Below are 21,872 nucleotides of genomic sequence, written 5' to 3' on the forward strand. Positions count from 1 at the left end.
CTATTTACAAGTAAATGAGTAAGAATTGAATTATAATGATAGTAAGTAAAATGATATGGAGGAAATAGAATGACATTACTTCAATGGTTTGAAAAAGGAATGACTTTTCAGCTATATGTGGATTCAATGAATGTAAATAAAGAAGAATTACAGTACATATTTGATCAAGTTAAAGTAGAAGAACAATTAGCTCAAAAATTGGAAGACTTAAAAACTAAAAACTGGAAAGTTGTAACTCTAACTGCTGATTGGTGCGGAGATGCACTATTATGTGTACCGATTGTCCAAAAGATGATGGAAATTGCTCAAATTGAAACACGTTTTTTAAACAGAGATGACAATCTTGAACTAATGGATCAATATTTAACTAATGGCACTTCTCGTTCAATTCCTATTTTTATTTTTATGGACCAAGATGGAAATGAAATGAAAGTATGGGGACCTCGCTCTTCTGAAGTAGAAGCATTTGTAGCTGAAAAGAAAAAAGATATTCCTCATAAAGAAGATCCTGACTTTCAAGCGAAGCAAATTGTAGTATTTAAAGAAATCCGTTCTACATTTATGAAGGAAAGTTTATTTTGGGATTCTGTTATGAAAAGCGTTGAAGAGAAGTTATTTTCGTAATGCAGTTAGACAAATATTCATTATACGAAAGGCTATCCATTTAACACATTGGATAGCCTTTTCGGTTCTTGCTTTTTACTTTGAACAATCTTGATACATTACTGGATTTGTTCTTTTCTCACAGGATTTAGGTAAATCGATTGTAGGGTCTTGTAATGATAATTCCTTTAATGAAGGATCATAAAATGTCTTTATCACAATATTTGCTACAGATTTAACTGGAGCACTTGTTAAAGAAGACTGATCATTTTTTCCTGTGAAATTTACACTTTCGACTTGGATAATTCGAGTCGATTTTTCTATTTCCTGCAAAAAATCGTGAAGTTGTTCATAATACATATACTTCACTTGAAGAGAAAACGTTAAATCTTTCACAGCAGTGTTTGTCTGTTTATTGGTTATTCCATTTTGCTTAGGTTGAATTGGAACTGTATTTTCTTGAATAACATTTTCTAATTGTCCGGAATTTTTGTCCCCAATACTAGCTGAACTTATTGATGAAATCAGTACACCAGAAAGATCCTCCGCTTTTTCAATAGTTAATAAAAACTGAGCCTCTAACGGTTTTACAGGTAATTGATGTTGTAACAACGCCGTACTAATCTTTATCCCTTTGTTTTGATTAGGAGCTGTGACAGATTGATTTTGTGTTAATAGTCTTTGCTGTAATTGAAGTTGACTTGCTAAATTTTCACGTTCGTTTTTAAGAGGTTGAAGAACAATGAAATAACAATAACAAACTAATCCTACAATAAAGATTATACCTAAAAGTGAAAAAGCAAGATGCTTTCTAGTAAATTCGATTGTCATTTAGCATCCCCCTCTAGTTTTCTCACTTTTTCTTTATTTACTTGTATTTGATAGTTTGCTATATAGCCAGAAACCTCTTGAACTTTTGATGTTTGTTCTATATTTGATACTTCTACTGCTTCAATTGAGGAGATGTTGACTTCCTCTATCCAGCTTTGTTTTTGTAATCTAGCAAAATAATAAATAGATTCACGTTTATCATTAAATTGAACCTGTAAAGTAATAGTGCCTCCGCTCTCATAATTCAAAGACTGAAATACACCATACATCGGTAGCAGTTTTGTTAATTGATCAATAATGGTAGTAGTTGAAACTGTTGATTCTTTTAATTGATTTACTTCATTCTGCAATTTCATTTCATCTGAAGGATTTTCTGACAATTGCTGATTCTTTTTTTGCTGAATTAACGCAGCCTGTGTTGCAGCTAACTGTTGCTCCAAACTTCCTTTCTTTTGCTCTTCATTTTTTTTCATCATATAAAATGAGAGACACGTTACAAAAATGCACACAAAAACTGTAAGCAATAGTATGTACATTACAACATTTCTTTTTTCTCGTTGAGGTAATAAGTTCACATTTACAATCATGAATTACACCTCTTTAAGTCCAAGTCCAATACAAGCATAATACTTCATTGGAATTTTTTCGTCTTCATTTCCTTTATCGAATCCATAATCCATCTCAACAACTTCATATGTATACTGAGACTCAAGCTTTTTACGAGCTAATTCTATTAATGAGTGATCTCCTGATAAAATAATCTTATGCAAATCCGTTGTTCCACCCATCATATTATATTTATAGAAATGGATAACACGACCAATACTTTCTATCAATTCATCAAGCGGTTCAATAAGATTAAATTGGTTAGTCTGTAAATGATCAGATTCTTCATAATGGGAAAGAATTTCATTTTGAATAAATAAAGGCAATCCATTTTGATAGATTCCAATATTTGCACCAAACTGGTCCAACTTTAAAATCATGACATTTTCTTCCTCATTCACATTATCCATTAGTTGATATAAACGAAATAACGATAAGGAAGAGATATCTGCTGTTAAAGGATGCAATGAGCATGATTCAAAAATGTTTTTGTACTCATTCATTACATTTTCTGGTGCAGCATAAAGTAATATTTCATGAAATTCTTCCGTTGATCGTAATACAGTAAAATCAAGAATTGGATCTTCGAACGGTAAGTGAATAGTATTTCCAAGTTCAATATATAGATAGCCCTTTATCTCTTCATAAGGTAAGTAAGCTGGCACTTGAAGTTTACGAACAACAATTAATGGATCTGGAACTAGAAACTGCATAGCTTTTCGTTTAATTCCCCATTCCTGAACCGCCTCTTCCATTAATAGCTGAAATGTAAGCTGATCTTGAATTTCCCCATTTTTTAGCACTCCCTCTGGAACTACTATTTCTCCATATTTTTCAGGTTTCGGAGGCATGCTATTTTTCATTTCAGTAAATCGAATGACGTGGTCTTTTATTTCTAAATTAGCTAATCTTTTTTTTCTGTTTAGTTGAAATAACAAAATTCATAACCTCCCTTTATGCGATTAATGAAAAATACCAATTTAATAGAGAACTCCCATAAAAATAACTCACGAGTGCTCCAAAAGCTATAAATGGACCGAATGGAATAGGATTCCGTTTTTGCACTTTTCCTGCCAACATAAAAGCTAAACCAACAATCGTACCACTAAAACAAGCAATCATAAAGGTAAGTAGAATTAACTTCCATCCTAAAACGTAACCTAGTACCCCAAATAACTTAACGTCTCCACCACCCATTCCTCCCTTACTAACAACTGCAATAAGGAATAGAAGTAAAAATGCACCTAATGCACCTACTAGGCTACTCCACCAAGGGGTTAATGGGTTGAAAAAACGTTCCACTAGAAACAAAGGTAGAAAAAATAACAAAACTCGATTCGGAATAATCATATAAGTTAAGTCAGAAACAACAACAATCACAAGTAATGAAATAAACGTAAGTGCTACAAGCAACTCAGCGTTTATCCCTATTCGATAAACTGCATAAACAAATAAACAACCAGTTAACAGTTCAAAGAATGGATAAACAGGAGAAATTCGAACACTACACTTACGACATTTCCCTCTTTGAATGACATATGATAAAACTGGAATTAGCTCTCCAGTCCGTAAAGTATGACCACAATAAGGACATGCTGATCGCGGAGAAATAATAGATTGCCCTACAGGAATGCGTAAGCCCACAACATTAAAAAAAGAGCCAAACACGAGGCCTAATAGAAAAAAATAAAGGTAGATGAAAACCATGATACCCAAATCCTTCTTTGTAGATTAGTAGATCCGAAGATCAGTAGATAGGAAGAAAGGGTATGAGGTTGTAGAGCTCATACCCTAGGAACATTACTTAACAATACTTATAGTATCACTATTAGTTTTATCATCAGAAATATCAGTTGATGTGGCATTTTTTATGTTAAAAGAAATACCATCGATACTTTTAGCTCCTTGAGTAAATGGAGATGAATTAGTACCTGAATCAAATTTAAAAGTCTTTCCAGCAGCATCTACTTCGACCTGATAATTATCGCCCCATTTATTATCACTAACAAAATCAGCTAACTGAGCCGACGTAATTACACCCGTACTAGGTACACCATTTGCAGCAACATAAGTTTTCGCAGAACTCAATATTTGTACTGCATCTGCTTTAACTGCATCAACTTTACTTTTATGTATAATATTCCCTACTGCAGGAATCGCAATAGCCGCCACAATCCCCAAAATAACAATAACTGCTAATAACTCAATTAACGTCAAACCTTTTTCATTCTTTAAAAACCTTTTTAACATTTTCAATCTCTCCCTTTTCAGACTTTTTTTGTTTGAATTACTAGAAAGAATTGTAAAGCTTGAATAACGGAATAATAATTGCTAAAACGATAACACCAACTATTGATGTTAAAAAAATGATCATAACTGGCTCAATTAGTGCCTTTAAACGATCGGATGTGTATTCCACTTCAGACTCATAAAATTCCGATACTTTTATAAGCATATGGTCTAGTGAACCTGTTTCCTCTCCTACCGAAATCATTTGAGAAACAAGTGGTGGAAATACCCAATGTTCCTTTAATGGTTCAGAAAGAGCTTGTCCCATCTTTAATGACGTCCGGGACTTTTGGAGTGCACGACCAACTACTTCGTTCTCGACAACATCTTCTACAAGTGGCATTGCCTCTAAGATTGGGACACCACTCGACAATAAAGAACTCAATGTTCTAGTTAGTCGAGCAATGACGCTTTGTCGAAATAAACTACCAATTATTGGTAGTTTTAGTATAGCATAATCTAGATAATATTTACTATTCTTATTATTCTTAATTAACAATAAAGCCACGTGTAACACAGCATACAGTACAAATATTGACCACCAGTAGGACTTCATCCAATTACTAGAATGAATAATAACCTTCGTAATGGTCGGCAAATCTTGATGTAAATCAGCAAACATTTTTACAAATGTCGGCACAACCTTTACTAACAGAAAGGTGACAACAAGTATTGATAATATCCCAACTGCGACAGGATACATCATTGCTGCTTGTATTTTTTGTCGTAACCGTAATTGTTTTTCATAATAATCTGCCATACTATCTAAAGCTTCATCTAATTGGCCTGTGCTTTCTCCAGCTTTTACCATATTAATAAATAATTTATTAAATAGTTTTGGATGTTTTTGATAAGCAACTGACAATGGTTGACCAGAACGCAAGTCTTCTTCTATATTTTGAAGTGCCTGTTTTAATCCTTTTGCATCTACTTGAGAAGCTAAAATCTTTGTTGCATCAACGATTGTAACACCCGCTTTTATTAAAGTTGCAAACTGCCTTAAATACATCACAAAATCTTTTAACTTAAGTGGCTTACCAAAAGTTATATCGCGAGTAAGTACGGTTTCTGGGATTTCTTTTAATTCTAAAATACCAAGCTTTTTCTCTCGCAATTGTTCATATACTTCTCTTTTTGAAGATCCTTTTATTTTTCCAGATTGCTTCTTTCCAGACTGGTTCCGTACGACATATTCAAATTGTGGCATTTTACATAATCCTTTCTTCTACGTACGGTGCGACACTACTTTTCGATAAGATTCCTTTTCTAACTAGATCAGTTAAAGATGTTTGAAACGTATGCATTCCTTGCGCCTTGGAAGTTTGCATAACGGATGGAAGCTGATGGATTTTATCCGTTCGGATCATATTTGCAACAGCAGCATTATTCAGCAAAATTTCTGTCGCTACAATTCTCCCTTTTGTATCAATACGGGGAAATAATTTTTGTGAAATGGCTCCTACTAACACATTTGCAAACTGTAACCGAATTTTCCCTTGCTGTTCAGCAGGGAATACATCAACAATTCGCTCCACTGTTGCAACGGCACTCGATGTATGTAAAGTAGCCAAGACTAGATGTCCAGTTTCTGCAGCTGTAATTGCAGTACTAATTGTCTCTAAATCTCTTAACTCACCAACTAAGATAATATCTGGATCCTGTCGTAATGAAGCGCGAAGACCGTTCGCAAAGCTTTCCGTATCAGTACCAACCTCTCTCTGTTGAATGACACTATTTTTATGCGTATGGATATATTCAATTGGATCTTCCAGCGTAATGATATGCTTTCGTTTTGTTTGATTAATAAAGTCCACCATTGACGCAAGTGTCGTAGATTTCCCACTCCCTGTAGGACCTGTTACAAGAATCAAGCCATGTGGCGCTTCTACAATTTGTGAGATGACATTTGGTAAACTAAGATCTTGTAATGATGGAATGCTCGTAGAAATTGGACGAATTGCTAACGAAGTCTTTCCACTCTGTAAAAATAGATTCACACGAAAACGTTGCTGTTCTTCATTACTGAATGAAAAATCCACTTCTCCTTTTTCTTGGAAACTTTTCCATTGCGTTTCAGTTGTTAAATTCTTTCCAAATTCTATAATCTCATCATTCGTAATAATCTCTTCGTTCTGCCTACGAAGTTCCCCATCTATTCGTAAGATTGGAGGTAATCCTACTGAGAGATGTAGATCAGAAGCGTTTAGATTGATTGCAGATTGAACTACTTGTTTTAATTTCTCCATTACCCGAACTCACCTCTTATTAAGACATTGTTACACGTAATATTTCTTCAGTTGTTGTAATCCCTTGCTTGACCTTTAACAATCCATCCTCTAAAAGAAAGATTGTCTTATTGTTATGTGCAATTTTATATAGAGTTGAGAAATCAGCACCATTTGCAATTTCACGTCGTAATTCATCATTAATGAGTAGTAATTCATGAATTGCAACCCTACCTTTATACCCCGAATAATCACAAGTAGAACATCCTTTGCCCCGATGGATCTTATCGACTGTCATTCCACTTTCTGCAAAAATATCAATCTCTCTTTTCGTAGGTTCTATCTCTTCACTACAATCCCGACATACACGTCTAATTAGACGTTGTGAAACAACCCCATTTAGTGATGTTGCTACCATGAATGGTTCAATTCCCATATCAATTAAACGTGTAACTGTACCGATTGAATCATTTGTATGTAAAGTACTTAATACTAAGTGGCCAGTTAAACTTGCTCGTATCGCAATTTCAGCCGTCTCACGATCACGAATCTCTCCGATCATGATAATATTTGGATCTTGTCGCAAAATAGCCCGCAATCCAGTTGCAAACGTCATACCAGTTTGTGGGTTTACTTGAATTTGACCAATACCTTCTATTTGATATTCAACCGGATCTTCAATAGTAATAATATTTACTTCTTCCGTATTTAATTGGTTTAATGCTGAATAAAGTGTTGATGACTTCCCACTTCCAGTTGGTCCTGTAATCAACATGATGCCATGTGGCTTTTGAATCAATTGCATAAATCGTTCCATATTCAACGTATTAAACCCTAGCTTTGTTACATCATTCAAGGCATTCCCTAAATCTAGTAGCCTTAAAACAATCTTTTCTCCATAAATCGTAGGTAACGTAGAAACACGTACATCAACTTCATGAAAATCGATTGTATATTTTAATCTTCCATCCTGTGGTATACGAGATTCTGTAATATCCATTTGACTCATAATTTTAATACGAGCATTTACCATCCCTTGCATATGTTTCGGAAAAGATCGTTCAGTTTGTAGCTTTCCATCAACACGATATCTTACAATTACTTTTGATTCATATGGGTCGATATGGATATCACTTGCCTTTTGATGAATGGCATGCTGCAGAATCTGATTTACAATTTTGACCGCAGGTGAATCTTCTTCATTTAAGGATCCTTCTTTTAACAAAACATTCATTTCATTCGACCATTCTTCAAAGGAATCACTATCCAAAAAGCGATTGATTGTACGAAGCAAATCATCCTTTAAAGCAAAAAGCGGAACAATTTGAAAACCTGTCATCATTCGTAAATCATTGATGACAAAGTAATCTAACGGATCATTCATTGCAACATATAATTTGTCCCCCTGTTTTTTTAATGGATAAACAAGATGACGCTTAGCCACATCTTTCGGGATGACATTTGTTAACGTTTCATCAAACGGATATCGATACAAACTAACATGAGGAATTCCAAGCTGAAACTCTAAAACTTCGATTAATTGTAATTCAGTTACTAAGCCTTGCTGAACTAAATAATCTCCAAGCTTTTGAGAAGGTCCTTTTTCATTTAAGGCATTTTGAAGTTGATCATCTGTAATAAAACCTGCTGTAACCATTAAATCTCCAAGTCTTTTTCTAGTTTCCTTCATAAAAAATCCTCCTTTACTTGATGCTATTTAGTCGATTTCCCATTTGTTTTATCTTGTTTTGTTCCATCCAATCCACTGTTTTGACTAGGTGATTGCGCTTTAGAAATTTCATTTTGTGGACTAGAAGTTTGGTTACTTACATCTCCTGTTAAATTTGTCTCTTCTTTGCTCAAAACAAGTTCATTAGTAGGTAAATATGTATCTTCACTAATGAATTCTTTCTTGATAAAGTTTCCATTTAGATCATACACATTTCGGTAAACATCTACCGTTTGACCAGCAAGTCCAGCTTGAATAGTCCCGTTATTCTGATTCGACTCGTTCGTAAATTCATTCTTCACATTTATCGTTTTAGGATTAATTGTTTTCTGCTCACTTGTATCAATTGAGTAAGAATTAATAAAAGGTAACCCTTTTAACGAAACAGAAACTATATTCCCATTATTTTTAAACAAAAGCTGATACTCCGAATTGTTCCCATTATAAAACTTAAAATCATTTACACCCTTTTCTACACGAACTTCTTTTCCTAATTGTGCATATGTAGGTAACGTTGTACTGATATCACGTTGAATTAGTTGAAAATTAGATTGCAATAGTAATTGGTAAATAGAAGATGCAATGATACTCAGTGATTGATTATCTATTTGAATATTTTTTTCAGAAATAAACTGATTTAAAGAAAAGAGACTATTTTCCTTTATTAAAATTTCACTTCCCTTTACAAGAAATTCATTGAGATTTTGTTCATTATTTTTCATTGGAATAGTAGTAGACGCAATGATCTTATCTTGATTTTGATTACTTATAAACTGAGATAAATCTATACTATGATATACAGAATCTAATGAAGAAGCTGTTCGTTCTACTTCTTTTTGAAGCCCCGATACATTAATTAGTTTACTAACTTGAAAGCCTAATCCCTGCTCAAGTATTCGATTTATCTCTCTATTATCACTGGACACCTCAATCGTATTATTTTTACCATTTTTTAAATGTAGTACACTATCTTCCACATCAAACGAAAGAGTAGTTTTTGGTAACTCAATTTGATTATCTTGATAAAACAACATTATTTTATTTTGCTGTTTCCATCGCGCTATGGTTTTCTCTAAAACCTGAATTGCTTGCTCTTTCACTTTCCCTTGTAAAGGAATTCCTGCAATATATGTACCCTTTATGTATCCATCTGTCGTTTCAAACACTTTTAAAGAAACAGCTTTTATACCAGTTTGAACTAAAAGTAAAATGGAAGTACAAATAAGAACGATTAGAAATAATCGTAATGATTTCATCTTTTTCATAGGACCGTCTCTTTTCTTATTTGTTGATTATCTTTTTCGAATAGTTCTTCAATATTCCTTACATCATTCATATCCTTTTCAAAGAATCCGTTTGTTTGGTTCTTCAAATTCTTTTGGTTTGTATTTTTTATTGATCTGCTAGTTTCTATAATAAGTTTACTAACTTGTTGTTTTTGTAGAAAAATAAGATGGTTTAGTTTATTTTGTAATAGATAAGAAGTGGCTAACATAAGAATGAAACAAATTGCAAGACTTTCATATAAATTGTAGGTTGATGATAAAAAATGGCATAACTCACTGAAACCGATGGAAATACAGAAGACAATGATTTTCCCAACTTTTGTCAGCTGTAAATTTGTAAAAAATAAGAGGAAGAATAAGACAAAAGATGCACAAATTACATAAAAAAATTCACTCATTTTTACACCTCTCCACAATTTTCGTTTATACTATTATTTATCAAGCATAAATATTGGAAATATTATTTATATTTTACCATTATTTAGTAGAAATGAGTGAAAAAATGAAGAAAAATGATGAATTAGGCCTAACGTTGATCGAAATACTAGCTTCAATTACTATCTTTTCGATTATTGCAATTAGCCTTTTTTCCTTTTTTCCACAAGCATATAAATATACAACTAAAAATCAGTCCAGAACTCTTGAAATAAATGTTGCTCGCGGTGTAATTCACTATGTTGAGCAGCAAGATTATGATGTGATGAAAAATATGGTTGAAAGAAATCCAGAAAAATTGGTCTCTTTTGATTCAAATACTATTTGCAATACACCATATAATGAATCACTTTCTCTATTTCCTGACCAAACTAGTTGTTCATCTCTTTTTAACCCTATATTGAATAACCATACATACACGAATCACAACATTCAGCTTTTTATTGTTCCTTACACTTGGACTAAAGAGAATGACGACACAATTATGAATACGCTAAAGAACACCTTTCCTTCTAAAAAATTTGATATCACTAGCAAAAAATTAACTAGTTTAAGAGAGAAACGAGATCAAGAGGCGAGTTCAGCTTATCCAGTTTTAACAACTCTTGTATATGTTGATTTTAATCCTACAGATCAAATACCTGGTGTGTTGTTAGAGGGGAGTATTACGAGTGAAATTACTAATTAAGAGGATTTCAAATCAGAATGGATTAACAATTATAGAATTACTCGCTGCACTATCCCTTCTTTCTATGGTTCTATTATCTATGAATGGTTTATTTAATCTCGGTTTAAAAACTTATAACAAGGTTACAGTTGAAGCAAGTTTAAGAGATGAAGCAGATTATGTCGTAGCAATGGTATTAAATCAACTATACTCTACTCATTATGATGATATTAAACCCAGCAATGATGGAAGCTTAACCTTCTCTGCTTTCAAACAACCTATCATTAATCAATACGATGATTTCGCAAATACGAACGAAGATATTTCGAATTTAGCTCAAATTGGCACTTTAAAAATTGAAAATGGTACTATTCAATACACCACTTTGTCTGATAAGAATGAACAACAAGCCCAAAAATATCAAACAGATAGTAGTATTCATTTAACTGAAAAATCATCTATTTCTATGACTTGTACGAAACAAGAGAGTACAATTCTTATATCTAACGGAACGAAGACAAGTGTAGCAACTTGTAAAAGTGGAATTTTAGATTTGAATCTAGTATTTGAATCGAACCACTCGGACATTAAGCCTTATACAGTCAAGACAGAAATAGGTTTTTAAGGAGAATTAGAAATGAAGAATGAGCGAGGCTCTACTCTTATATTAGTCATGTTAATTAGCTTAATATTTGTTGCCTTAGGCTTAACGATCTTATCTGTTTCGATAGAAGGTACAAAGAGAACAACTGTAAGAGAAAACGATGTTGTAACATCTCAAGATGCAATTCTCGAGATGTCTAAGATTCTTTCTGACTTTCATACTAAAATAAAAAATGTTTCTATTAAAAATAAGGATAATTTAAAAAGTGGTCTCTATCAAACGAATTTACAACAAATAATAGATAGTCTTCCAACTGCTTTATCAAATCGCAATGCAGATACTTCAAAAACTAAACCCGTCTTAACAGTTACCGATGAAACAAGAAATTTTTTGAGTGATCCAGATTATACAACAAATTATTATACGAGGGTATATTTATTTAAGCTTGATTATTTCGGTAAATTATACTCAAATACACCTGAATTAAAAAAATCGATTTCTAAAAGAGTCTATCTCTCTCCTACACCTAGCTTTTTGCAATACGCTGTTGGATCAAAAGAACTTTTATTAAACGGCGCTTCTAATATAACAGGAAATTTATATGGTAGTGATGTCAGTATACGTAATCAAGCAAATTACGTTGATGCAAGTACGAAAACAGAAGCAGAAACACCCTATCCAACAATTACAGGTAGTTTAACTGTTCAACATCAGCTTCAACTATGGAGTCTATTAACAAATCAACCAGAACATATTTATAATTCAGATGAAATTCCATTAATTAACCAAACCAAGTTTGCTAATTATTTTTATCAAAAGCTTCCTCCAATCATCAAGAAACCAGATGAAGAGTTTGTTAATATGGACTTCGAACAAACATTATTCGATAAATTGAATGTAGCTATGTCACCAATTATATTAGATCCAAACCTGCCACTAGATTCAACTTTAGGTGATACGATTGTCAATTCAATCTTTAAAACGAATAACATTGAAAAAAAACAAGAAAATGTATCATTATTTAATTCTAATCCTGATTTTAAACAGTACATTGTCGATAAAAATATGAATCCCGATGATATAGCTAATGATATTCCTTCATCTAAAAAAGTAATTGTGATGACGGATTTATCAGATCAAAAAACACAAGGAAAGAATAGTCCTCCTTTTATCATTAAGGACAATCTCCATCTACAAAAAGATCAATGGTTAATTGTAAATGGTGATTTAGAAATCTATAATGACTATAATACTTCAAAAGCTCCATTAGAAATCCAAGGAAACATCATCGTTTTAGGAAAAGTTACCATTCATGGTTTTAACGATGATTCAGCCACAGAGCATGATGAGATAAAGTTTGATACTACGATGTACGTAACGGGTGATTCCAGTATTTATAGTACAAACATTACAGGGTTAAATGAAAAGCAATTAGTCTTGTTGTCAAAAGGTAATCTTTTAGTGAATCGGACAAATGAGTTTGCAACAATAACTGACAACGTTATTCCTTTGAAAGCTTTTCTATACACTGATAAAAGTGCCACGCTTTATGGTGTTGGATCTGCCATTTCGATCAATGGAGGCATTTTTGCAAATGAATCATTAATAATTAATGCAATCAGACAAAATACTGTACAAACTTCAACACCAAATATTTTAATTATACAACCTGAGGATTTTCAAAAAAATCAATCTTCTCGATTTACAGTAACTTATGATAAATCAATTTTATTAAGCCAGCTCGATGGATTGCCAACTGTGGATTCATTAAGGATGATTGTAGACCATTACACTTTTTCTAAATAAAAAGACTGCTATATCAAGTTATGATCTTGTTATAGCAGTCTCTTTTTTTACCATTTTAAATTAGAACTCGCACTTCCATTATTTGATCCATTTGGATCAGAAGGATCATACACATTGATGATGATTGAAGCCTGGTACTTTCCATATTCAGATATAGCTGTAACCGTTGCATATCCTTTTGAAATTGCATGGATAGTGCCGTTCTGGTCTACCGTTACAAAACGCTTATCATTACTTATCCACTTAGAAATTCCTTTTTGGGTTGTGTTTATCGGTTGATATTCTAATTTTTGATTTAAATCATATTTTTCCCCTGCTTTAATATCTAAGCTAGCAGGTAATTTAATTCCTGTTATTGGATTTACTATTTGAACTTCAAATTGATTCGTTATTTTACTTCCATCTAAAGCTCCTACTAGAATCTTAATCATATGGCCATCCGGTGTTGGAGCATTCGCTGTTAACATTCCAGAATTAGTTAAATCAACATAATTTGTATCACTATTATTGATAAGCGAATAACTAACTTCCTTATTATTTGCATCTGAAGGAAGTACAGTCGTTTTACCTAGAAGGTTTAAATTCTGACCGACTGTCATGGTAATTGGTGATTCAACAGTAATCGATTTAACAGGTTGATTCACGGTAACAGTCGCTGTACGAACAATTTCATTATTTTGCGCGTCGGTTCCTTTAACCGTTATGTTAGCAACACCTTTTTTTAGGCCAACAATTTCCCCTGTTAATTTGTCATTAATATCAATTATTCCTGGTTGATCGACAGTCCAAATTAATTTACTTGCTGCACTAATTGGTGTAACTTTTAAATTCAAGGTGCCCGTATCTCCTACATTTAGAGTTAATTTGTCATCCATTGAAAATGCTTGGAGTGGGTTTGCAATATTTACGATTGTTGTAGATTCTTTACTATTTCCAAATATATCTGTAACTGTAACTTTTACTGCAGCAGTCTTTGCTTCTTCATTCGTAGCAGCTCCTGGTTTAATTCTTACTTCCCCATTTTGATTGACTTCAATAAGATCCGTTCCAGCCGTTACTTGCCAATTAGTTTGCTTGATTATTCCTTGATTTAATGCATCAATTGGATTATATTCTACTAAAATCTTCTGAGGGGTCACACTATTAATATTCATCGTAATCGAATCAGGAGTTTTAATCCCTCTTAATTCATCCCTTGCATTAATATTTATATTATTAAATGCCATTGATTTTTGAGTGTTATCGACTGCTATAAAAGATAAAGTTGAATTACTCAAAGTGTTATCTCCAGAAACGGTTGGTGTAAAATCAATTGAAAAATTAATTGGATCTGCAACATATTGATTATTACTGTTTTTCGTATAATTAATCCTCCCTAAATCAATTGAAATAGTTTTAAGTTTTTTAGCACTATCTGTGTCAACAACTACATTTGATTGTGAAGAACTAACACCAAAGCTACTAGGTACTGTTTCATTAAACTTGATTTGTTGGACTTTTAAATTTTGACTGGTTCCAAGATTACTTCCATCAATTGGATTTGGAGTAATCGTGTAATTTACACGGGCAGTTTCTCCTACCTTTAACATACCTGTTTTGTTTATTGTCCTAGAAACTGATAGATTTTCGTTCAGCTTTTTAACTTTTATCACTAAATCTTTTTGCTGAGCTTGGGCACCAGACAAGTCCCAAGCTTTAATGGAAATTTTAACACTTCCATCATTAACTAAACCATGTGGAATATCCATACTGATCGTTTGTCCATTTATTACGCTACCAGAATTGTAGGGCACATCATTTACAAGAATACTATAATTTAAATTTTTATCATTAACGTCAATATCATCTACTTTAAATGATAAAGGAATTGATTGAGTCGTTGGTATTTCTTTCGTAGTATCTGGTGAATATACCGTAATCACTGGCGCTTGGTTTGCACCGATAAATGAAGATAACATCGTATTTACAAATAATTGTTGCTCATCAACACTAAATGTTGAATTTGTATGTCCTGCCCCTGAATACGTAATATTTTTTCGTTTATAAATATAGTACATATTGTAACTATCATTCAAATCAATTGTACCGTCATATAAGTTATACAAAGGAACAACTTCTGGATCTTCCAAATTTAAAGCAAAGTACTGTGAATGGGTAGTAGCTAATGAGATTGTATTTCCTAACGAATATGGAAAAGAAGTTAGTAAATTATCATTCACTTTTTTAGCTTTTGTAACAGTGTAGGTTGCATGATACCCTATATTTGTTTCCATATAATACTTACCTGGCGTAGCTAGCTTATCTGCAACAATCTTTTGTTGCCAATCCTTTGTTACACCTAGTTCATACGTTTGGCCAGTATCTGGTAAAAAATTGGTGATCCATGAGTTAGTGGATTCATAATTATTATTTCCACTCGCAGAAATTCGTTGTATCGTATCATGTGTAAAAAATACACTCTGCCCAGATGCAATAAAATCCTTCACAGCTTTTTGTGCATTTGTATTTGTAATTCGAACATTACCATATGAATCTTCAAAACCAAAAATAATCATATTATACTGACCACTATTAATATTTTTATAGGTAGTATTGTTAAAATCATCCATACTAACTACATCGATTGTTATATTATAATCATCTGTGTCAATGACATTATTTTTAAGCCCTACTGAAGTTAATACCTTTTTCAAACTTCCATTTTGTGCTGTTGTTTTTGTTACTTGTAATACACGAATATTTACTTTTGCATCTCTGAAACGAAAAGTTCCTGTTTTATAATCCTTTAATCCATTTTCCCCAACAATTTCAAGCTTCCACATTCGGATTCCAGAATAACCTTTTGGAAGAGTATAATTCAATGTATATACATTTTGTTGTTTTCCTAATTCTGAAACGTAGTTTTGCTTTACTAGTTCACTTGGTTCATATTTCCCATTAAAATTTGAATCAATATAAAGATTCGCCATTAAACCATCTAAGTTTCCGCTATCAATTGAAAATGAAAAGGAAACAGTATTACCTGTTGTATAATATGGTGGTTGGGCAATCGAGCTTTCTGTTGGTTTAGAGGTTAATGTAAATCTTGGTCTACTAGATATCATATTTGTAATATTATTAGGATCATCTACTAAACTTACATTCGGATATTGAGTTGTTTTGTACGTAGTAGCTAAATCTTTTAAAACACATTGGTAAGTTGGTTTCAAATTCACATTACATGTTTGATTTTTTACAGATGAATGAAAGATAACAGGTAAATTGCGTTTAATATAGTAATTAATTATTTCATTTGCTTTTAAAAGAGTTAAATCATTCATTTTTGTACTAGTCTTATTACTATCTTTCCGATCGGTATCATTTTTGACCAATAAATCTGGATTTGCACTGGTTGGATCAGGATCAAGTCGAACTAAATCTGTAGAATAAGTACCTTTTGCAAAGTATATAGCATCATATTTCCCATCTAAATCAGAACGATCAGAAACAAATCTCTTAATTGGCATCGTTGTAACAACATAAGTTGATTGCTGTGCTTGCGTAAGTGTAGAAGTTTCAGATCCATCAGTTATTTCAAGTAATTGTATTTTAGGCGTCGCAGCTTGTACATGTGTATGAATTGGGAATAATATCGGACAAAGTAAACAAAACAGTAACAGCAATGAATTGATTTTCTTTTTCATTCCGTACATCTCCTCTAATAAAGTTTTATGTAAGCTAGTCCTTAGAAGTCATATTTTTACTTTACTCAAATAAAGCTTCAATCTCAGTTAAATGATAATCTTTTGCATACATTTTCGCAGTTTTACCATGAGAGTCTTTTATCGATGGATTGCTCCCTCCGTTCAATAACTCTTTAACAGAATTCACATTTCCACTTTGAACTGCAATCATTAATGGAGTTCTTCCTTCATGATCTTTTGCATTTATAATTTGTTTGTTTGAAAGTAAAAAGTTGATTACAGCTGGTTGATTTTGAAGAGCTGCTACATGTAAGACTGTGGATCCATCCATTGAATGATCTAATGGATTTGCTCCATTTTTAATGAGCCATTTTACGATTTCTAATCGGTCTGGTTCAGAAGAAGTAGGAGCTATTGAAAGTAATAAAGGAGTCATTCCTAAGTCATTTTTCATATTAATATTTACTTTCTTCTGTTTAAGCAAATAGTGAATCAAATTTTTATTTCCATTGATTGCTGCAATTTGCAAGATATTATCCTCGTTAACATCTTTACTTTTCCAGGATGCACCAGCCTTTAATAAAGCTAACGTAATATTCTCTTCATTTAAAGTCGCTGCTAATACTTCTGGTTTTGTTTTCTCTTGTGTCGGTAGCTTTCTATAATTAGTCGAGTCTAAGATTTGTTTTACTGTTTTATAGTCATTTTGATGAATGGCCGTATATAATTGTTCACTTAATTTTTCCTTAGTGGAACATCCTGATAATAGCATTGATAAAATTAATATGCTTATTACCAAATTTCTACTATATTTCATAGAACACCTCAAATTCCCCTATATCTCTACAAATCTATTATAGCATTTAGACCCTGTTATTGTTTAACAATTTTAAAATTTCTATGTATTTATACCTATAAAAAAACAACCTAATCCTACAAAGTAAGGAAAAGGTTGTTTATCATTTACTATTCTTTATTATAATACACTAAACGTACCAGCATATTTACTATTCCAATATGTATTTTCTAAACTTACAACTGCAACACCTTTACTGCTAGTTGCTGAAATAAATTTATTATCTCCTAGGAAAATGCCTACATGGCTAATTCCAACTTTATATGTATTTTTAAAGAATACTAGATCGCCAGCTACAGGTTTTTTTACTACACTTCTCATTTGATACATTGACTCAGCTGTTCTTGGTAACTTAACTCCTGCTTGTTTATATACATAGTTAACGTATCCCGAACAATCAAATCCTCTTGTAGTTGTACCACCAAATTGATAAGGTACACCTTCATATTTTGTGGCAATTGTTGAAATTTGTCTTTTTACAAATTCGTCGTCTTTTACAAATAGTTTTCCATTTTTTATGGCAGTAGAGAATTCTGTTAATGAAACATTAAATAATTTTCTCGATGTTTCATCATTAAAAATTCCTGTTACATGTAATTTTTTCTGTGCTTGATAGTTTTTCAAATATTTTTCAGTATCTTTACCGAAAAGTCCATCAGTCTCTGCATTAAAAAAGCCTTGCTCTTTTAGCTTCAATTGTAATTGCATAACCGCTACACCAGATGAACCTTTTGAAAGTTCATTTGTTGCAGCACCTGCTCCGGATTGCTGTCCAAATAAGAACATGAATCCAAAAATTAATGTTAGCCCGATCAAAAGTTGCCTTTTCATTTCTGTACGCCCCTTTTCTTTGTTACTAATAGTCTACCAAAGGGACTTGTCGAAAACCATTACAGGCATGTTACAAATTGTCGAAAACTTTGTTAACAACTTGGAAATAATTTCTAGGTAGGGGCTTTTCTCCTTCAATTGCTTTTTTTGAAATGACCAAGGAGGTAGTGACTGAATGTAACCACTAAGAAAAACAGCCTAGTATTTAGAACTAGACTGGATTTTTCTTATATATACCGGTAAACCCTTGCTTCGAATTGGCTAAATGACATATTTTGAATTAATTGATTTGCTGGCACATCGTCATTTGATAATAAAAGTTCTGTGTTTTTTCCAACGTACTCTTCTGGTAAAGTAAATGATTGTTCTTCTTTTGACATATTTACTATGATTAAATACATTTCATTTTCATCTTTTCGTGTGTAGGCAAAAATAGGTTCACTATCAACTTCGACTAATTGATATCGTGCATAAACAAGTCCTTTATGTTCTTTTCGTAATTTAATCATTTTTTTATAAAAATGGAAGATCGATGATTCATCCTTTTTCTGTCTTTCCACATTAATGCTTTCATAGTTTGGATTCGTCTTCATCCAAGGAGTTCCTTCTGTGAATCCCGCATTTTTTTCACTGTTCCATTGCATTGGTGTACGTGAGTTATCACGCCCATTTTTCCAAATAATATCCAAGATTTCTTGCTCAGTCGAACCTTCTTCTTTCATAATTTGGAACATATTTTTTGCTCTCACATCATTGTAGTCATCAATCGATGTATAGTGAACATTTGTCATCCCGATTTCTTGACCTTGGTAAATAAATGGAGTCCCCTTCATAAAGAAATACATCGTTGCTATTGCCTTCGCAGATTTATTCCAATACTGAACATCATCACTACCTAATATACTAACCGCCCGCGGAATATCATGGTTTTCAATATAGAGCGCATTCCAACCTTGGCCTTCTAAACCAGCCTGCCATTTCGTTAATACTGTTTTTAAATCAGCGATTGAAGTACTTGAATCATCTGTTTTATTCCATAAATCCATGCTTTCAAATTGGAAAATCATATTAAATTTGCCCTTTTCTTCTCCTACCCAAAGATCTGCATCTTCCATTTTTACACCATTTGCTTCACCAACTGTCATGATGTCATATTTTGAAAAAGTTTCACATTTTAATTCTTCAAGAAACTCGTGAATTCCATTCTGATTCATATGCATGTCAAAGGATGCAACGTATTTTTCCTTCTTTGGATTAGGTAGATCTGGGAATCCTGGACGTTTTTTAATGTGGCTAATTGCATCAACACGGAATCCATCAATCCCTTTATCTAACCACCAATTAATCATCTTATAGATCTCTTGGCGAACCTCTTTGTTTTCCCAGTTTAAGTCAGGCTGTTTTTTAGAAAATAAATGAAGGTAATATTGATCAGTTGTTTCATCATATTCCCAAGCAGAACCCCCAAATATACTTTCCCAATTGCTAGGTTCATGTCCTTCTTTTCCATCATGCCAAATATAATAATCACGATATGGATTGTCTTTTGATTTTCTCGACTCTAAGAACCAAGGATGCTCGTCACTAGTATGATTAACAACTAAATCTAAGATTAGTTTCATTCCACGATTATGAACCTCATTTAATAGTTGATCAAAATCTTCCATCGTACCAAATTCATCCATAATATCTTGATAATCTGAGATATCATATCCATTGTCATCATTTGGAGACTTATAAAATGGACAAATCCAAATTACGTCAATTCCTAAATCCTTTAAGTAATCTAGTTTAGATATAACTCCTATTAAATCACCTATTCCATCTCCATTGCTATCCATAAAACTTCGAGGGTAAATTTGATATGCAACCGCTTCTTTCCACCAACTCTGATTTACCATTTTTATACTCCTCTCGCTAATAAAAAGCGCTTTCATTTCTTTCTATAACTACGTTCAATCAAACACGAAATACATTTATTTATAAAAAATTAATTGCAATCGTTTGCACAAAATTATCATATCATTAATAGAATACACATTCAATCACAAGTTTTCTTACTATTTAGACTCAAATTATGGATTTTCTTCTATAAATTGATTTATAATTGAGTATATTCCGTCAATTGTGTACAAAATAAATTGTCTAAAAATAATAATATAAAACTTTATAAATAGAACTAGATAAAAATGTAATCGCTTTCTTCGAAGACTTGGTGCAGATTCTGCTAAATGATGATTTAAACATACTAATTATTGTTGGAATCGGAGGAATTGAAATGAAAAAGAGTAAATTATTTATAGTAATTAGTCTCCTTAGTCTTGGTGTAGCATTGTGGTTATTAATTACCGGTAAAAATGAGTGGGGAATGTTTATTGTTTTTACGATTCTCGCATTTCAACAATCTAATTTTTATTTCGAATATAAAAAAAGTGAAGATCAGAAATTAAGAGCAAAAGCAGCACAGACAAGATTCGTAGCTATTTTAATGGGATCTGTCAGTTTAATGATTTTAGTAGTGAATTTAATTTTTCTCTAAACATAAAAAAGGCTGACTTTTTAAGTTAGCCTTTTTTATGTAAGAAGAGAGTTAATCTCTATCTTCTATTCTTACTTTTCTATTCTCTTATATTCTTTAACTTTTGCAGAAGAATGTATTTGTACGTCTTCTGTATATTCTACTAAACCAATCGTACAATTCTTTCCAATTGTAACAGTATCTCCTCTGACCACGTCAGCATTTGTATGGTCTAATTTAATAGCACTTCCTTCTATGGATTTTGTTTTAAATCTTACTTTACCTAAGAACAGTGCCGAAAATAAATTTCTAAAAAAGTTTCTAGGTGAATACAAACTAATTTCGATTGTTTCTCCACCTAACTCTGGCACAAAGCTAAATCCGCTGTGAGTAATTTGAATACTCTCAGCATTTAGAAGCCCATCCATATTTAATTGGCCGTTTACTGTAAATAACTCACATTCGCACCCTTTTTTTGCCGAAAATGATCCAGAAATTGAAACAGTTTCCGCTTTTACCGAACCTTCCGTTTTCATTGAACCAGAAACCTTCAATCTCTCTACTAAAACATCATCTTTCGTTTTAAAGCTTCCACTAATATCAACATTATCACTTTTAAGTTTTCCTTCTACAAATGATGAACCACTGATACTAAACTTATTGGTTTCTACATCACTTAAACATTTCGTTGAACCGCTGCAATCAAATCGGTTACTTTTAATCCGTCCATTAAATTTCGCTGAACCACTAACTTTTATATCTTCACATTCAATGTCCCCTAATACTGTACCACTTCCACTAATTTTCAAATCATTATATACTCCTGCAGAAATAGTACCTGAACCACTAATTTTAACATCTTGTTGTTGCATAGTACTTGTCATCATTCTTTCTCCTCTTTCA

The 21,872-nt window shown here is 32.5% G+C and carries 20 protein-coding genes; 5 read left to right on the forward strand and 15 right to left on the reverse strand.

Features of this window, described 5'->3' with window-relative positions; translation table 11 throughout:
* Nucleotides 1–69: 69 nt before the first annotated feature.
* Nucleotides 70–624, forward strand: a complete 555-nt coding sequence (locus J5Y03_RS09395) for a thioredoxin family protein (RefSeq protein ID WP_209404919.1) — start codon at nucleotides 70–72, stop codon at nucleotides 622–624.
* A 75-nt stretch (nucleotides 625–699) separates the two neighbouring features.
* Here the strand turns inward: J5Y03_RS09395 and J5Y03_RS09400 are convergent, their stop codons facing one another.
* The 10 genes from J5Y03_RS09400 to J5Y03_RS09445 all read right to left on the reverse strand — a co-directional run bounded on the left by J5Y03_RS09400 (nucleotide 700) and on the right by J5Y03_RS09445 (nucleotide 9,967).
* Nucleotides 700–1,434 (reverse strand): hypothetical protein, encoded by a 735-nt coding sequence (locus J5Y03_RS09400; protein WP_209404920.1) that lies wholly within the window; start codon nucleotides 1,432–1,434, stop codon nucleotides 700–702.
* A complete protein-coding gene (locus tag J5Y03_RS09405; RefSeq protein WP_209404922.1) occupies nucleotides 1,431–2,021 on the reverse strand; it encodes a PilN domain-containing protein in 591 nt (196 codons plus the stop codon). The genes J5Y03_RS09400 and J5Y03_RS09405 overlap by 4 nt, the downstream gene beginning before the upstream one ends.
* A gap of 3 nt (nucleotides 2,022–2,024) precedes the next feature.
* Entirely contained in the window at nucleotides 2,025–2,978 is a 954-nt protein-coding gene (pilM, locus tag J5Y03_RS09410) for a type IV pilus biogenesis protein PilM (protein ID WP_209404924.1), read from the reverse strand.
* Nucleotides 2,979–2,994: 16 nt separating this feature from the next.
* The gene (locus J5Y03_RS09415) at nucleotides 2,995–3,747 is read right to left on the reverse strand and encodes a prepilin peptidase (protein ID WP_209404926.1); all 753 of its coding nucleotides are present in this window, start codon (nucleotides 3,745–3,747) and stop codon (nucleotides 2,995–2,997) included.
* Nucleotides 3,748–3,840: 93 nt separating this feature from the next.
* On the reverse strand, nucleotides 3,841–4,290 hold the full coding sequence (locus J5Y03_RS09420; RefSeq protein ID WP_209404928.1) for a type IV pilin protein: 450 nt from the start codon (nucleotides 4,288–4,290) through the stop codon (nucleotides 3,841–3,843).
* A gap of 40 nt (nucleotides 4,291–4,330) precedes the next feature.
* On the reverse strand, nucleotides 4,331–5,536 hold the full coding sequence (locus J5Y03_RS09425; protein WP_209404931.1) for a type II secretion system F family protein: 1,206 nt from the start codon (nucleotides 5,534–5,536) through the stop codon (nucleotides 4,331–4,333).
* Between the two features lies 1 nt (nucleotide 5,537).
* Nucleotides 5,538–6,575: a type IV pilus twitching motility protein PilT gene (locus tag J5Y03_RS09430; protein WP_209404933.1), complete on the reverse strand. Its 1,038-nt coding sequence runs from the start codon at nucleotides 6,573–6,575 to the stop codon at nucleotides 5,538–5,540.
* Nucleotides 6,576–6,594: 19 nt separating this feature from the next.
* On the reverse strand, nucleotides 6,595–8,244 hold the full coding sequence (locus tag J5Y03_RS09435; RefSeq protein WP_209404935.1) for a GspE/PulE family protein: 1,650 nt from the start codon (nucleotides 8,242–8,244) through the stop codon (nucleotides 6,595–6,597).
* 23 nt (nucleotides 8,245–8,267) lie between these two features.
* Nucleotides 8,268–9,548 (reverse strand): VanW family protein, encoded by a 1,281-nt coding sequence (locus tag J5Y03_RS09440; protein WP_209404937.1) that lies wholly within the window; start codon nucleotides 9,546–9,548, stop codon nucleotides 8,268–8,270.
* The gene (locus J5Y03_RS09445) at nucleotides 9,545–9,967 is read right to left on the reverse strand and encodes a hypothetical protein (protein ID WP_209404939.1); all 423 of its coding nucleotides are present in this window, start codon (nucleotides 9,965–9,967) and stop codon (nucleotides 9,545–9,547) included. Before J5Y03_RS09445 ends, J5Y03_RS09440 begins: the two co-directional genes overlap by 4 nt.
* Before the next feature lie 104 nt (nucleotides 9,968–10,071).
* On the opposite strand from J5Y03_RS09445, the gene J5Y03_RS09450 reads away from it, so the two are divergent.
* Genes J5Y03_RS09450 through J5Y03_RS09460 form a run of 3 tightly spaced genes read left to right on the forward strand, consistent with a single transcriptional unit; the run spans nucleotide 10,072 to nucleotide 13,081 of the window.
* Nucleotides 10,072–10,692, forward strand: coding sequence for a PulJ/GspJ family protein (locus J5Y03_RS09450; RefSeq protein ID WP_209404941.1), 621 nt, complete (start codon nucleotides 10,072–10,074; stop codon nucleotides 10,690–10,692).
* On the forward strand, nucleotides 10,676–11,296 hold the full coding sequence (locus tag J5Y03_RS09455; RefSeq protein WP_209404943.1) for a prepilin-type N-terminal cleavage/methylation domain-containing protein: 621 nt from the start codon (nucleotides 10,676–10,678) through the stop codon (nucleotides 11,294–11,296). The genes J5Y03_RS09450 and J5Y03_RS09455 overlap by 17 nt, the downstream gene beginning before the upstream one ends.
* A gap of 12 nt (nucleotides 11,297–11,308) precedes the next feature.
* Nucleotides 11,309–13,081 carry a hypothetical protein gene (locus tag J5Y03_RS09460; RefSeq protein WP_209404945.1) on the forward strand — a complete coding sequence of 591 codons (1,773 nt, stop codon included), beginning with the start codon at nucleotides 11,309–11,311 and terminating at the stop codon, nucleotides 13,079–13,081.
* A gap of 47 nt (nucleotides 13,082–13,128) precedes the next feature.
* On the opposite strand, the gene J5Y03_RS09465 is transcribed toward J5Y03_RS09460, so the two are convergent.
* The 4 genes from J5Y03_RS09465 to J5Y03_RS09480 all read right to left on the reverse strand — a co-directional run bounded on the left by J5Y03_RS09465 (nucleotide 13,129) and on the right by J5Y03_RS09480 (nucleotide 20,352).
* The gene (locus J5Y03_RS09465) at nucleotides 13,129–16,764 is read right to left on the reverse strand and encodes a DUF5057 domain-containing protein (RefSeq protein ID WP_209404947.1); all 3,636 of its coding nucleotides are present in this window, start codon (nucleotides 16,762–16,764) and stop codon (nucleotides 13,129–13,131) included.
* 61 nt (nucleotides 16,765–16,825) lie between these two features.
* Nucleotides 16,826–17,581, reverse strand: coding sequence for an ankyrin repeat domain-containing protein (locus J5Y03_RS09470; RefSeq protein ID WP_209404949.1), 756 nt, complete (start codon nucleotides 17,579–17,581; stop codon nucleotides 16,826–16,828).
* Between the two features lie 159 nt (nucleotides 17,582–17,740).
* On the reverse strand, nucleotides 17,741–18,451 hold the full coding sequence (locus J5Y03_RS09475) for a C40 family peptidase (RefSeq protein WP_209404951.1): 711 nt from the start codon (nucleotides 18,449–18,451) through the stop codon (nucleotides 17,741–17,743).
* A 227-nt stretch (nucleotides 18,452–18,678) separates the two neighbouring features.
* A complete protein-coding gene (locus tag J5Y03_RS09480; protein WP_209404952.1) occupies nucleotides 18,679–20,352 on the reverse strand; it encodes a glycoside hydrolase family 13 protein in 1,674 nt (557 codons plus the stop codon).
* 377 nt (nucleotides 20,353–20,729) lie between these two features.
* Between J5Y03_RS09480 and J5Y03_RS09485 the strand changes: the two genes are divergently transcribed.
* A complete protein-coding gene (locus tag J5Y03_RS09485) occupies nucleotides 20,730–20,990 on the forward strand; it encodes a hypothetical protein (protein WP_209404954.1) in 261 nt (86 codons plus the stop codon).
* 71 nt (nucleotides 20,991–21,061) lie between these two features.
* Here J5Y03_RS09485 and J5Y03_RS09490 read toward each other — a convergent pair whose 3' ends face one another.
* The gene (locus J5Y03_RS09490; protein ID WP_209404956.1) at nucleotides 21,062–21,853 is read right to left on the reverse strand and encodes a polymer-forming cytoskeletal protein; all 792 of its coding nucleotides are present in this window, start codon (nucleotides 21,851–21,853) and stop codon (nucleotides 21,062–21,064) included.
* Between the last annotated feature and the right edge of the window lie 19 nt (nucleotides 21,854–21,872).

Origin of the sequence: Gottfriedia endophytica (assembly GCF_017814275.1) — a bacterium.
Taxonomy (GTDB): domain Bacteria; phylum Bacillota; class Bacilli; order Bacillales; family Bacillaceae_G; genus Gottfriedia; species Gottfriedia endophytica.